Genomic DNA, 14,878 nt, shown 5'->3' on the forward strand with positions numbered 1-14,878 from the left:
AGCGGTTGGAATGCAAGGATGCTGCCCAGGCCGAAAGACACAATAGGTCCCCGGCCTGGGCAGTTTTTTGCATTCCAGCCGCTTGTAAAAGACTGGGCGGAGGTTGTACCCGAACCATGGGATAACCGTGTGGAAGAACCGTTCCGGGCAGAGGCGGTATCGTATCTCCCAGCTCCGATTTTCAATAAGCTTAAACAGTTTTGAAGCTGACATAAATTTAGATACTCAAAAAAAAATTCTGAATTAAAAGTAAATAGTTGAAAAGTGACGAATTCTGTGGTACAATGCTGTCAATTTAGGCAAAGGTTCCATGGCTTTTTCTATATATAATGAAAAAGCCATTTTTAGGGCTTAATACAAGGGTTATCTACGGGTATACCTAAATGTCTTGGAAACCAGACAATAATAATGAAATACCCTACGGGTATACCTAAATGTCTAGAAAACCAGACAATAATAATGAAAGGAATAGGGTGGAATATGAAAGCTTTTCTCATTCTTGAAGACGGGCATGTATTTACGGGGACGAGCATCGGAGCGGACCGTGAAGTCATCAGCGAAATCGTATTTAACACATCAATGACCGGATATCTGGAAATACTCACAGATCCCTCTTACGCGGGGCAGGCAGTGGTTATGACCTATCCGCTGATCGGTAATTATGGTATATGTTATGAGGATATGGAATCCTTAAAACCCTGGCCGGACGGCTATATTGTCAGAGAATTATCCAGACTTCCCAGCAACTTCCGCAGTGAAGATTCTATTCAACATTTCTTGGAAAAACATAATATCCCCGGAATCGCAGGTATAGATACAAGAGCATTGACAAAGATCTTAAGAGAAAAAGGTACCATGAACGGTATGATCACGACCAATGCGAATTATAATATAGAAGAAATACTTCCAAAGCTTGAATCCTATACGACCGGAAAAGTAGTGGAGAAGGTCACCTGTAAGGACAAAGAGACGCTTTCAGGCACAGGTTATAAAGTAGCGCTGATGGATTTCGGGGCGAAACGCAATATAGCCGGATGCCTAAACGAACGCGGGTGCGAAGTGAACATTTACCCGGCGGGGACGAAAGCGGATCAGATCATCGCGGACGCGCCGGACGGGATCATGCTGTCCAATGGACCGGGGGACCCTAAGGAATGTCAGGAGATCATCGAAGAAATCAAAAAGCTTTACCAAAGTGATATTCCGATCTTCGCGATCTGCCTCGGCCATCAGCTTATGGCACTGGCCAACGGAGCGGATACCCACAAAATGAAATACGGCCACCGCGGCGCCAATCATCCGGTAAAGGATCTGGAAAGCGGACGGGTCTATATTTCCTCGCAGAATCATGGCTATGTGGTGGACGCCGGGGCCATGGATCCCAATGTGGCGGTTCCCGCATTTGTCAATGTCAATGACGGAACTAACGAGGGATTAAAATACATCGGTAAAAATATTTTTACCGTGCAGTTCCATCCCGAGGCAAGTCCCGGACCGCAGGACTCCAATACACTGTTCGACCGTTTTATATCTATGATGGAGGTGGCCAAGAATGCCTAAGAATCCGAATATAAAAAAGGTGCTGGTGATCGGTTCCGGCCCGATCGTAATCGGGCAGGCGGCTGAATTCGACTATGCGGGTACGCAGGCCTGCCGCTCCCTGAAAGAAGAGGGGCTCGAAGTTGTCCTGGTGAATTCGAATCCGGCAACGATCATGACCGACAAAGATATCGCAGACAAAGTATATATCGAACCGCTGACCGTGAAAGTACTGCAGCAGTTAATAATAGAAGAAAAACCGGACAGTGTCCTTCCTACCCTGGGCGGCCAGGCTGCGCTGAATCTGGCCATGGAGCTGGATGAATCCGGATTCTTAAAAGAACAGAACGTCAAACTGATCGGGACCACCTCCCTGACCATCAAGAAGGCGGAGGACCGTGACGAATTCAAAAAGACCATGGAGAAGATCCATGAACCCTGCGCGCCCTCCAAAGTGGTGACTACCGTGGATGACGGTGTGGAGTTCGCGAAAGAGATCGGATATCCGGTGGTATTGCGGCCCGCTTACACCCTGGGAGGAAGCGGCGGCGGAATCGCCTACAATGTGGGCCAGCTGATGGATATTCTGGCCAACGGCCTGCGCTTGAGCCGTGTGGGGCAGGTTCTGGTGGAACGCTGCATCGCCGGCTGGAAAGAGATCGAGTACGAAGTCATGCGGGATGGTGCCGGCAACTGCATCACCGTTTGTAATATGGAAAATATCGACCCTGTCGGAGTGCATACCGGTGACAGTATCGTCGTGGCGCCTTCCCAGACGCTGGGGGACAAAGAATATCAGATGCTGCGCTCATCGGCCCTGAATATCATCAATGAGTTAAAAATCACCGGCGGATGTAATGTGCAGTACGCGCTGAAGCCGGACAGCTTCGAATACTGTGTCATCGAGGTAAATCCCCGGGTCAGCCGTTCTTCCGCGCTGGCTTCCAAAGCCACGGGTTACCCGATCGCCAAGGTGGCGGCTAAGATCGCGCTGGGATATACCCTGGATGAGATTAAGAACGCCATTACCGGCAAGACCTATGCCAGCTTTGAACCAGCTCTGGATTACTGCGTCGTCAAGATCCCCAGACTGCCCTTTGACAAATTTATCATGGCAAAGCGCACGCTGACCACCCAGATGAAAGCTACCGGGGAGGTTATGAGTATCTGTACGAACTTCGAAGGTGCGCTGATGAAAGCGATCCGTTCCCTGGAACAGCATGTGGACAGCCTGATGTCTTATGATTTCGGCCATCTGTCCGACGAGGAGCTGATGCAGGTGCTGCACCGGGTGGATGACCGCCGGATCTTTGTGATCGCAGAGGCCATTCGCCGGGGAATTTCTCAGGATACGATCAATTTCATAACAAAGATCGACCTGTGGTTTATCGATAAGATCGCCATCCTGGTAGAGATGGAACAGGCGCTTCAGACAGAAGAACTGACGCCGGAGCTCTTAGCCGAGGCAAAACGGCTGGAGTTCCCGGATTCTATCATCGCGCAGCTCACCGGCAAAACTGAGGAAGAAGTAAAGGCCATGAGAAAGGCAAACCAGATCACGGCCGCCTTCAAGATGGTAGACACCTGTGCCGCAGAGTTCGCAGCTTCCACCCCTTATTACTATTCCTGCTTCGGCAGCGAATGTGAGGTGGAGAAGACCGAGGGAAAGAAGAAAGTACTGGTACTGGGGTCCGGGCCGATCCGTATCGGCCAGGGGATCGAGTTTGACTACTGTTCGGTTCACAGCACCTGGGCCTTTAAGAAGCAGGGGTATGAGACCATTATTGTAAATAATAATCCGGAGACGGTCAGCACAGACTTCGATATCGCCGACAAGCTGTATTTCGAACCGCTGACCCCTGAGGATGTGGAAAATATCGTAAATTTGGAAAAACCGGACGGCGCTGTGGTGCAGTTCGGCGGACAGACCGCCATCAAGCTGACGGAAAGCCTGATGAAGATGGGTGTTCCGATCCTCGGAACCTCTGCGGAGAATGTGGATGCGGCCGAGGACCGGGAACTGTTCGACCAGATACTGGAGCAGTGCTGTATCCCAAGACCCGCGGGAAGAACCGTCTACACGGCGGAGGAAGCCAAAGCGGCCGCCGCGGAGCTGGGTTATCCTGTCCTGGTCCGTCCCTCTTATGTACTGGGAGGCCAGGGCATGCAGATCGCCATCTGTGATGAGGAAATCGACGAATTCATCGGCATTATTAATCAGATCGCTCAGGAGCACCCGATCCTGGTAGACAAATATCTGGTTGGAAAAGAGATCGAAGTCGATGCTGTATGCGACGGGGAAGATATCCTGATCCCCGGTATCATGGAGCACATCGAGCGGGCCGGCGTCCACTCCGGAGACAGTATTTCCGTATATCCTGCCCAGAGCCTGAATAAGAAGGTGATCCGGGTCCTGGAGGAATACACCAGGAAGCTGGCAAAATCCCTGCATGTCATCGGCTTGATCAACATCCAGTTCATCGTGGCGGACGACGAGGTGTATGTTATCGAGGTGAACCCCAGATCCAGCCGTACCGTCCCCTATATCAGCAAGGTAACCGGCATTCCCATCGTGGAACTGGCTACCCGTGTGATCATCGGGGAGACCATCAAGGGAATGGGTTACAAACCGGGCCTTCAGCAGGAGGCGGATTACATCGCCATCAAGATGCCGGTGTTCTCCTTTGAAAAGCTGCGGGGCGCGGATATCAGCCTGGGGCCTGAAATGAAATCGACAGGCGAGGTGCTGGGTATCGCGAAAACCTTCAACGAGGCACTCTACAAAGCATTCTTAGGCGCAGGGATCAACCTGCCCAAATATAAAAACATGATCATCACCGTAAAAGACGCGGACAAACTGGAAGCGGTGGAAGTGGCGAGAAGATTCGAGAAGATCGGCTACCGCATCTACGCCACCAGAAGTACGGCTAAGGTGTTAAACGAGCACGGAGTACACGCTGTGCGTACCAACAAGATCACGCAGGAATCCCCTAATATCATGGACCTGATCCTGGGCCATGAGATCGATCTGGTGATCGATACGCCCACACAGGGCCGGGATAAAAACCGGGATGGATTCCTGATCCGCAGAAACGCCATCGAGACCGGCGTGAACTGCCTGACCTCCCTGGATACGGCCAACGCGCTGGCCACCAGCCTGGAAAACCAGGAAGGGAAGGGACTTACGCTGATTGATATTGCTACGATCTGATCCCCGGAACAGGGTATATAAATTGCTATAAGAAAAGGAGAAAAACCCCCTTTCTTGTTTTTCTGTCAAAACCCCGCTGAAGAGCGGGCCGGACAGTAAGACAATACAGGGGGTTTTTCTCTTTCTTTTATTGAGGCTCGTCGGTGCAGAGGACAGTAATCCGCTCGGGTACGGTCTGGGCAGGGATACTGCGGGTGGTGGCGGTGTACTGGACGGCCAGGACGTGGCCCGCCAGTTTACAGTAGTAGAGCTGGCCGTTCTGGGTTTCGATGATGGTATAGGGGGAGAGGATCAGCCGGAGAGTACCGTCATAGCTGATCAGATTGTCATCGAAACGATCGACTTTGACACTGCGCCAGGACAGGGATTCTGCGATGGCTACGGCAGTGTACTGGGGCGGGTAGATCAGGGGGGCAGGGGCGTTGGCAGAGTACCAGCCGGTGATTCTCATACCTGGATTCACCTGTATGTGATCTACGAAATAAGTATTGGGAGTGGCGATAAAGTTTACTACGCTGTTGTCGTCGTTCTGGACAGTGATGCGCTGGGTACAGCATCTTTCATCCGCATTGGCGACACTGATTACGGTTCCTTCAAAGGAGAGAAATTCAAAAAAGTCATCCATACGATATGTTACCTTTTTCATAATATCTATATAGTATATGTAAAACAATAGCAAATTGACAATGGGAAATGGGGGCGGCGTGGGAGCGTAAGCTTTGCCCGCTCCGGGGAAGGCTTACGCTCCCACGCCTGCACTGGTGAAGGCTGGGAAGGTGAGTAACAGGAAGAGGTGAGTTTTTCTGTGCGTGTAATTTCGAGAGGAATTATGTATAATCAGAATTAGATGAGATGGTTTGGGAGGGATATCATGAACTATGAATTTAATCTTTTGCTGAATGATTATACGATCTGCCCCGATACCTGGGGAATGACCGATGAGAGCGCTCTGTTTTACCGTATGTATTATATTTGCGGGGGGGAGGCCTATCTGCGGAAGGGGGAGCGCAATATCCGGCTGAAAAAGGGGTATTTCTATATCTTTCCGCTGATGAATCCGTATACGTTGTGGCAGAATAAGGACAATCCTCTGGAAGTGCTCTGGTTCCATGTGGAAATTAAAATGGACTTTTATACGGATTTTGGTGTTGTGAAAATCGAGAAGGATACTGTGATGTACAGCCTTTTAAAGAGTATCCATTACCTGACGGGACAGCCGGAGTATCAAAATGAGATCGTCCGTCTGTTCGATATTTTTCTGACTATGCTAAATGAAGTGCTGCCTCTGCGCAAGACGAACAGCCGGCGGATGAAGAGCGTGATCGAATATATCGATACGCACATAGGGGAGGAATTGACGGTCAGTCAGCTGGCGGATCAGGCAGGGATGGAACGGTCGTATTTTTCCAGGAAGTTTAAGTCCATCTTTAAAATGTCGCCGAACCGCTACATTCTGGCTAAGAAGATGAGCGAGGCGGCTAAGGCTCTGGCTAACGGCGCTACTGTGTATCAGGCCAGTATCGTGGGCGGATATACGGACGAAAAGGCTTTTGCCAGAGCTTTCAAAAAATATATGGAAACGACTCCGTCAAATTACAGAAAAAGTCACATTCAGCAACCCTGAAGTCACAATATAGTGTTGTAACAGGTTGGTATAAATGCTATTATGTGAATACAGAAAGAGAGCAGATTAAGTGAGAACCACAATAAAAGACAGTTGGCGCCAAAAATTAATTGTGCAAGTTACTTAATAACCGCTTGGAAAGCTATGTTTTATGAACAAATATGTGTAGGAGAAGAAAGAGAGGATTTGCCGCATGAAAAAGTTATTAAGCGTGATTTGTATAGCGTCATTATGTGCAACTGTGATAACGGGATGTTCTTCAAAAAATGAAAGTGCAGAAACTGCAACCTCTGCCACGGATAATTCTGCGACGGCGGCTGAGTCGGACAGCGCTAAGAAAGATACAGAGAAAGATGCAGGGAAAGAGGGCAAAGGCTATGTGATCGGGTATGCCTCCAAATCGTCCACGACCCCGTTCTGGGTTCAATTGAACGCCGCGATCCAGACGGCAGCCTCGGACGCCCAGGTTACTGTGAAAGAAATCGGCCCGGCCAAAGAAAATGATGTGGCCGGACAGATCTCCGTGATCGAGGATTTCCTGACCCAGGATGTGGATGCCCTGATCGTCGCACCGTGTGACGATGTGGGTGTGGCTCCCGCCGTACAGAAGTTCATCGACGCGGGCAAGCCGGTAATCGCGGTGGATAACGGGGTGACGGGAGTGGAGATCACCTCCCTGGTGGCTACCGACAATAAGGCTTCCGCCGGAGCGGCAGCTGCTTATATCGCAGAAGCCCTGGGGGATGATGCAAAGGTCGTGACGATCGACGGCGTGGTGGCGCAGGGAACAGGAAAAGACCGGAAGAACGGTTTTGTGGATACGCTGAAGGAAAAGGCCCCCAATGCGGAAGTGGTCAGTTCCATTGCCGCTGACTGGGTAGACGATACCGCTCTTAAGGGAGTGGAAGATCTGATCAATGGGAATGTGGAGTTCAATGCTATTTTTGCCGCATGGGACGGGGGAGCCCTGGCTGCCTATCAGGCGTGTAAATCTGCGGGACGGGAGGACGTGATGATCGTCGGACACGATGCGTTTGAGCAGTCCTGTGAACTGATGATCGCCAAAGATCCTATTTTCAAAGGTTCCGTTGCCCAGAACCCTTCCAATATGGGAAGCCTGGCCGTGCAGACTGCAATCAAGGCGTTGGACGGGGAGACCGTGGAAGCCTTTAACGATTCCGGATACCAGGTAGTGACGGGGGAAAATGCCGCCGAGTATAAGGAAACAAATTACAGTAAATAGGATTGATGCATTTGTGTAATTTGCACCCTGGTGAAACAGGGTGCAAATTTTTCAAAAAAATCAGGACGGTGGGACGATGAACAATGCGGTTGTATTAGAAATGAAGAACATAACGAAAAGATTCCCCGGAGTTCTGGCCCTCGATCAGGTACAGCTCACCCTGCGCAGGGGAGAAGTCCATGTGCTGCTGGGAGAAAACGGGGCTGGAAAATCCACATTGATCAAGACCATTACCGGTGCTTATATCCCGGATGAGGGAGAGATCTTCCTGGAAGGCAGGCAGGTTAAGTTCGACAGCCCCCTGCACGCGCAGAAGCTGGGAATCAGCGCTGTCTACCAGGAATTCAACCTGATACCGGAGCTGGACGCGGCCAAGAATATCTTCCTGGGCAAAGAGCTGATGGTGGGGAAAACCATCAAGTTAAACAGCAGGGAGATGTACCGCAAAAGCGAAGAGTACCTGGAGACGATCGGGGCTAAGATCAATCCCAGGATACCGGTCAAGAACCTGGGTGTGGCAGCCCAGCAGATGGTGGAGATTGCCAAGGCGATCGCTACGGACTGCAAGATATTAATTCTGGATGAACCCACGGCCGTTCTCACCAACCAGGAGATCGATAAGCTGTTCCAGGTGGTTGAAACCCTGACGAAACGCGGGGTCGCCATTATATTTATCTCCCACAGGCTGGAAGAGATCAACCGGATCGGGGACCGGGTAACGGTCATGAGGGATGGGGCCTACGTGGATACCATCGAGGTGGAAAAAGGGAAGCTAAACACCGACTATCTGGTTAAACTGATGGTCGGGCGGGAGATTACGGACAAATTTCCGAAGATATCTGTAACCATCGGAGAAGAAATCCTGCGGGTGGAGCATCTGAACCGGAAACAGGTGCTGCGGGATATCAATCTGACCCTTCATGCGGGTGAAATCCTGGGGATCGGCGGATTGGTGGGCGCCGGCCGCACTGAGGCCGTCAAAGCGATCTTTGGCGCGGACCCCATCGACAGCGGGGAGATTACGGTGTTCGGGAAAAAGGCAGTTATCCGTCAGCCCAAAGATGCCATCCGCCTGGGAATCGGCCTTGCGCCGGAGGACCGGAAGGTGGAAGGGCTGAATCTGGGAATGTCTATCAAGGATAATATCATCATGGCCAGCGTGGATAAAATCAGCAGATGCGGAGTGATCGGGCGCAGGAAGCGCACGGAAATACCGGAGGAATTAAAGGAGAATCTGCGGATCGTGACCCCGTCCATCAATCAGATGGTGGGCAACCTAAGCGGCGGCAACCAGCAGAAGGTGGTCCTGGCCAAATGGCTGGCGTCGGATTCCCGAATCGTAATCTTTGATGAACCGACCCGCGGTATCGATGTGGGAGCCAAAGTCGAGGTGTACCAGCTTATGAATCAGCTGATCTCGCGCGGGGTCGGAATCATTATGATCTCATCCGAACTGCCGGAGCTGCTGGCGATGTCGGACAGAATACTGGTGATGCACGAGGGAAGGATCACCGGTGAATTAAGCCATGAAGAAGCCAGCCAGGAAAAAGTACTGCGCCTGGCATCAGGAGGGATTTGAAATGAAAATCAAGAATGATAAGGTCAACACATTCATACATAACAATTCCAGTCAGTTGACGGCCGGGGCCGGCCTGCTGATTATGATTCTGATATTGAGTATCGTGTCGGAGAACTTCTTTTCAGCAAAAAATCTCATTAACATCTGTCTGCAGGCATCGGTCATCGGTGTCCTGGCGATCTGTGAGACATTTGTCATTATATCCGGCGGTATCGATCTGTCTGTCGGCGCTATCGTTGCCCTCTCCTCCGCCATGATGGGCGAACTGGTGGTGAACAGAGGGATGAACGGAGCGCTGGGTATTCTGGCGTGCCTGTTGATCGGCTGTATCTGCGGTTTGATCAATGGCCTTCTGATCTCCCTTTTGGATATGCCGCCGTTTGTGGTGACGCTGGGCACGATGACGATATTCAGAGGCCTGGCCTATGAGTGGACCAACGCGCAGGCGATCTATGGCCTGCCGGACAGTATCAATTTTCTGGGCCAGAAATACATCGGTATGATTCCGATCGCTGTGATCACGGTGTTTTTGCTCTATCTGATCTCCTGGTTCCTCTTTAAACACACAAAATTCGGACTGTATACCTATTCGATCGGCGGTAATGTGATTGCCTCACGGCTGTCCGGTATTAAGGTGAAAATGATCAAATGCGGGATATATACGTTAAGCGGCGTGCTCTGTGCTATCGCCGGTATCATCATCGCCGGAAGAATGAACGGAACCTCCGGCCTGGTGGCTTCCGGATATGAGACGGACGCGATCGCTGCTGCTGCCATCGGCGGGATCTCCATGGCCGGCGGCAAAGGAAATATCTGGGGAACTTTGATTGGTGTACTGGTCATGCAGTGTATCCGAAACGGGATGAATCTGCTGGGAGTCTCCTCCTATCTCCAGATGGTGGTGATCGGCTCCGTTATTATCATAGCGGTTGCCATGGATTGTATCCGCAGGCTTAGACAGTCCTGAGAGAAGGTTAACAGCTCCATAAAGTTTGTAAGACTACAGGGGATGGGAAGATCAGACAGAATAAAGGAGGATAATAATATGTTGGTAAATAAATCCGCGTTTCAAGCCAGTGAACGGGTGGAAAGGCTCTGGAAAAGAAGTACGGACCTTTCCAAGAGCGGAAAGAGGAATGTATATGTAGACAATCCGGAGTTCCTCGTATATCACTGGTCAGGGCACAGTGCGGGATTTTCTCCGGCTACCGGAGAGATGGCGCTGTCAGATGACGAGAGGATCAACCTGGGAGATCATAACTGCCGGGTAGATACAGGAGAGCCGTTTCCTTTTGCCGGCGAGATGCCGTCGAAGACTGAGGGATTTGAGTATAGCGCGTTGAACTGGGCTAAGGATTACGCTTTTTTCCTGGATCACAGTCCGGCGGAGGTATATCCCGATGAAAAGATCGTGTCCGAGTTCCACTGGCAGCTGGATGAGGCGAGAAAATTCGTCTATCCCGAGGAAGTGACGGAACTGGGATTTGAGCTCCGTCAGCTGGGAGCCGGAGGCACGAGCCTGGCCCACACCTGTCCGGATTTGAGTATCGGCCTGAAAAAGGGCTGGACCGGACTCTTGAAGGATGTGAAAGCCAGCCTGGAAAAATGGAAGACTTATGACAATCAAAACCGGATCGATTATCTGAACGCGCAGGTAATGGTGGTGGAAGCGATCATCCGTTTTGTGGGGCGCCATGCCGATCAGGCGGAAAAACTGGCCGGGGAAGAGCACGATCCGCAGCAGAAGAGCCTTTACATGGAGATAGCGGCAAACATGCGCCAGATCGCTTCGGGAAAGCCCAAGACCTTTGAGCAGGCGGTACAGTGGATTCAGGTCTATGAGGTGGTGGAGCGGATCAACGGCCATGGAAACGGCTATGGACGCCTGGATCAGCTGCTGATCGATTTTTACCGGAAGGACCTGGAAAAAGGCCTGATTACCAGGGAAGAGGCCAGGGAACTGCTGGCAGAGCTGTACCTGAAGTACGGCGGGAACTATTTTTCCTTCGGCGGCAGAGATGCCAAGGGGCGGGATGCCACCAACGAGATCAGCTGGCTGGGGCTTGAGGCCTATGACATGCTGGGCGGCTATAACCATCTGGGAGTCATGTGGCACCCGGATATGGATGAGAGCTACTATCGGTATGCCTGCGAGGTAGTGACACGGCATGGCTGCGGAGTTCCCACACTTGTGAATTACGATGTGCTCAGGGACTCGGAATTGTACAGCGGCTATCGGTACGAGGATGCCTGGAACGTCTCCTACAGCGGATGTCAGTGGTATTGCTCGGTGGGAAGTGAATACAGCGATCACGACCTGAATTCCTTTGTGCTGACCGCTCCCATGCAGCGGGCCATGAAAAGAGCCGAAGAAGAAGGCTGTGACGAATTTGAACTGTTCTTTTCCCTCTATGAGGAGGAAGTGGAGCGGACAGCCGAGGCACTGGCAGAGTTTAAGAACCGGGTCTATAAGTGGCAGTCGAAGGTGTGGCCGGAGATGGTAACCACCCTGTGCATGAAAGACACGATCGAGAAAGGGCTGGACATTACCGACATCGGCGGAGCCCGCAATGCCTATACTTCAGTAAATGTACTGGCGGTTCCCAATGTGGTCGACTCGATCTATGCCATGAAAAAAGTGATTTTCGAAGAGAAACTCTATACGATGGCCCAGTTAAATGAAGCGATCGCCAACAACTGGAAGGATCAGGAGATTTTCCGCCAGATTATGCTCAAACAGGAAAAATTCGGCAATGACGAGGATCATGTGGATGAAATCTATCAGAGGGTAGCCGCCAATATCCGGGAAACCCTGGAACGCCAGCATAACATAAAAGGCTTCCATTTCCGGGCATCCCTGTTCCAATATATGGGGCACACCTATGCGGGCCCTATTATCGGGGCCACCCCCGACGGGCGCCTGGCGGAGGAACCCATCGCTCATGGCTGTAACCCGATGCACGGCCGCAACCATAACGGTATAACAGCCACCGCAAAATCCCTGCTGAAGGTCCCGTTTAGAAAGTACCAGGGCGGTTCCCTGCAGATCGAGCTGCAGCCGAAGTTTTTCGATGGGAAAGAGCAGAAGGGAAGCTACATCGAGAGATTCTCCAGGGCCTACATGAAAAACGGCGGGGTACAGATCAATTTCAATATCGTCGACCTGGATCAGCTAAAAAAAGCCATCGATGATCCGTCGAATCCGGAATATGCGGATATCGTAATCAAAGTAACCGGCTACAGTGCCCACTTTGTTGTGATGGACCGGGAATTCCAAAAAGAATTCGTGACGAGGGTAAATTATGAAGCTATCTGACTACAGAAAGGACTGCGGCCTGGTATTTGATTTTCACAGAGGCACCACACATGACGGCCCCGGCATGCGCACCACAGTATTCATGAAAGGCTGTCCGCTGCACTGTGCCTGGTGTCATAACCCCGAGAGTATCGAGCCGCATCCCGAACTTCAATGGACTGCCGGAGAATGCATCGGATGCCATACCTGTGTGAATACCTGCCAGTTCGCAGCCGTGCAGGCCGATGAGGAAGGAATCAGGATCCGGCAGGACTGGTGCCAGGAGTGTTATCAGTGCGCGGAAAAATGCCCGTCCGGGGCGCTTAAGATCGTCGGAACCTATTGGGATGTGGACAGCCTGGCAACCGAAGCTCTGAAGGACACCATGTTTTTTGAAGATTTCGAGGGGGGAATTACCTTATCGGGCGGAGAGCCTATCCTGCAATACCGGTTCGTCACAAAATTCCTGAAGAAAATAAAGGAGGCGGGCCAGAATACAGCTCTGGATACCTGCGGCCTGGGGCTGCGGGAAGCCTACGAATCCGTCTACCCCTACGTGGATACCTTCCTCTATGACATCAAACTGATGGATAAAAATGAACATATCCAGTATACCGGGATGAGCAACCAACTGATCTTAAGCAATCTGATCTGGCTGATTCAGAAAGCCAGTGGAGATCCGGACAAAAAGATATGGATCCGGACCCCGCTGATTCCCGGGGCTACAGCCACCGAAGAAAACATAGATAAAATCGGGAAATTCCTGAAAGGGGAAGTGTTAAAGGGAATCGAACGCTGGGAACTGTGCGCATTTAACAATGTATGCAGGGACAAATACCGGAAAATGCATCTGGAATGGGAGTATCAGGATACCCCTCTGATGACAGAGGATAACGCCAACCGCTATCTGCAGATTGCCCGGAAATATGTGGGAGAGAAGGCAGTCCTGTCCGGCTTGACCGCCAGGGATGTTCATAACGCATAAGGCGCAAAAGATTAAGAACCGCCGGTCACCTCCGTGATTTTGACTGAAAACAGATCTGTGAGAAAACAGTCTGTCCGCAGTCGGGAAATCACGAAGCGGCCGGCGGTTCTTATACTTATCCTTTTACAATTCTCGTTCCGGTCTTGCCGTCAAGGCTGTCCACCGCTTTATCCAGCATGGTGATCACAGCGGTCCTTCCTTCGCGTTCCCCGACGAACGCTACAGCGGCCTCGATCTTAGGAAGCATGGAGCCGGGGGCGAACTGTCCCTCTTCGATATATTTTCTGGCTTCTGTGGTGGTCATCTGATCCAGCCACTGCTCGTCCGGTTTCCCATAATTCAGCGCCGCCTTTTCCACTGCGGTCAGGATGATCAGCACATCCGCATCGATTCGTTCCGCGATCAGTGCGCTGACGGCATCCTTCTCGATAACCGCGCTGGCACCTTTGAGATGATGCCTTTGAGCCAGCACAGGAATTCCGCCTCCGCCGGCAGCGATAACTACCTGTCCGGCATCCAGCAGCGCCTGGATCGCATCGATTTCAATAATATTTTTCGGCTTGGGCGCGGCCACGATCCGCTGATATCCTTTTTCCGGAACCTCTGTCACATAATTTCCCTTTTTCTCCTCAAGCTCGGCTTCCTCTTTATCCATAAAGCGGCCGACCCTTTTCTCCGGATTATAGAACGCCTCATCATAGGGGTCCACTTCCACCTGCGTCAGCACTGTACTAACCGTTTTATAAATTCCACGGTTCAAAAGCTCCTCCCGAATGGAATTCTGAAGGTCGTAACCGATATACCCCTGGCTCATGGCGGAGCAGACTGACATAGGAGCAGCGGTGAACTCCGGATGGCGCCCCGCGAATTCGTTCATAGCGGTATGGATCATACCCACCTGAGGAGCATTGCTGTGGGAAATCACCAGCTCGTACCCATTTTCAATGAGATCAGCGATCGAGGCCGCAGCCTCGTGAGCTGCGATTTTCTGTTCGGGCAGAGTGATCCCCAGCGCTTTATGTCCCAATGCCACAACGGCTTTCTTTTTGTTCATATTCCGTACCTTCCTTATTTTGTTTTATTTGACTTAAATTATATCGGCTGTAGACCCAAAATGCAATACATGAGCCAAAAACCACTGAGAAAAGTAACCTCTCAGTGTTACGATTCACGGCCAACTTTGGTAAATGGGGATTTTGGTACTGGGGTCCGGGCTGAAGGGAAGCGGCGTGTCTTGGGGAGCCGGGCAGCAAATCTCGCGGGGCCAAATCACTTCGGCCGGGCCTAAGAACGGCTAACTCCGAAGACGGGAGAACCTCTTATTGGCAGGGCCCGGAACAAACTCGCCACAGGACGGCTCGGACAGTGTTCCGGGCCCTGCGAGGTTCTCCCGACTTCTGCG

The 14,878-nt window shown here is 51.4% G+C and carries 10 protein-coding genes; 8 read left to right on the forward strand and 2 right to left on the reverse strand.

Features of this window, described 5'->3' with window-relative positions:
- Positions 1-480: 480 nt before the first annotated feature.
- Complete coding sequence (locus ABC831_RS10850; protein WP_343248135.1) at positions 481-1,560, forward strand: carbamoyl phosphate synthase small subunit; 1,080 nt, start codon at positions 481-483, stop codon at positions 1,558-1,560.
- On the forward strand, positions 1,553-4,750 hold the full coding sequence (carB, locus tag ABC831_RS10855) for a carbamoyl-phosphate synthase large subunit (RefSeq protein ID WP_343248136.1): 3,198 nt from the start codon (positions 1,553-1,555) through the stop codon (positions 4,748-4,750). The genes ABC831_RS10850 and carB overlap by 8 nt, the downstream gene beginning before the upstream one ends.
- Before the next feature lie 127 nt (positions 4,751-4,877).
- On the opposite strand, the gene ABC831_RS10860 is transcribed toward carB, so the two are convergent.
- On the reverse strand, positions 4,878-5,396 hold the full coding sequence (locus ABC831_RS10860) for a hypothetical protein (protein ID WP_343248137.1): 519 nt from the start codon (positions 5,394-5,396) through the stop codon (positions 4,878-4,880).
- Positions 5,397-5,621: 225 nt separating this feature from the next.
- Here ABC831_RS10860 and ABC831_RS10865 point away from each other — a divergent pair, with 225 nt between their 5' ends.
- The 6 genes from ABC831_RS10865 (at position 5,622) to ABC831_RS10890 (ending at position 13,476) form a co-directional block, all read left to right on the forward strand.
- Positions 5,622-6,374: a helix-turn-helix domain-containing protein gene (locus ABC831_RS10865; RefSeq protein WP_343248138.1), complete on the forward strand. Its 753-nt coding sequence runs from the start codon at positions 5,622-5,624 to the stop codon at positions 6,372-6,374.
- Between the two features lie 193 nt (positions 6,375-6,567).
- Positions 6,568-7,617 carry a sugar ABC transporter substrate-binding protein gene (locus tag ABC831_RS10870; protein WP_343248139.1) on the forward strand — a complete coding sequence of 350 codons (1,050 nt, stop codon included), beginning with the start codon at positions 6,568-6,570 and terminating at the stop codon, positions 7,615-7,617.
- Positions 7,618-7,693: 76 nt separating this feature from the next.
- Positions 7,694-9,196 carry a sugar ABC transporter ATP-binding protein gene (locus ABC831_RS10875; RefSeq protein ID WP_343248140.1) on the forward strand — a complete coding sequence of 501 codons (1,503 nt, stop codon included), beginning with the start codon at positions 7,694-7,696 and terminating at the stop codon, positions 9,194-9,196.
- Position 9,197: 1 nt separating this feature from the next.
- Positions 9,198-10,163, forward strand: a complete 966-nt coding sequence (locus ABC831_RS10880) for an ABC transporter permease (protein ID WP_343248141.1) — start codon at positions 9,198-9,200, stop codon at positions 10,161-10,163.
- Positions 10,164-10,241: 78 nt separating this feature from the next.
- Entirely contained in the window at positions 10,242-12,512 is a 2,271-nt protein-coding gene (locus tag ABC831_RS10885; protein WP_343248142.1) for a pyruvate formate lyase family protein, read from the forward strand.
- A complete protein-coding gene (locus ABC831_RS10890) occupies positions 12,499-13,476 on the forward strand; it encodes a glycyl-radical enzyme activating protein (RefSeq protein WP_343248143.1) in 978 nt (325 codons plus the stop codon). Before ABC831_RS10885 ends, ABC831_RS10890 begins: the two co-directional genes overlap by 14 nt.
- A gap of 115 nt (positions 13,477-13,591) precedes the next feature.
- Here ABC831_RS10890 and arcC read toward each other — a convergent pair whose 3' ends face one another.
- Positions 13,592-14,530, reverse strand: a complete 939-nt coding sequence (gene arcC, locus ABC831_RS10895) for a carbamate kinase (RefSeq protein ID WP_343248144.1) — start codon at positions 14,528-14,530, stop codon at positions 13,592-13,594.
- Between the last annotated feature and the right edge of the window lie 348 nt (positions 14,531-14,878).

It is taken from the genome of Diplocloster hominis (genome assembly GCF_032380655.1).
Lineage (GTDB): Bacteria > Bacillota > Clostridia > Lachnospirales > Lachnospiraceae > Diplocloster > Diplocloster hominis.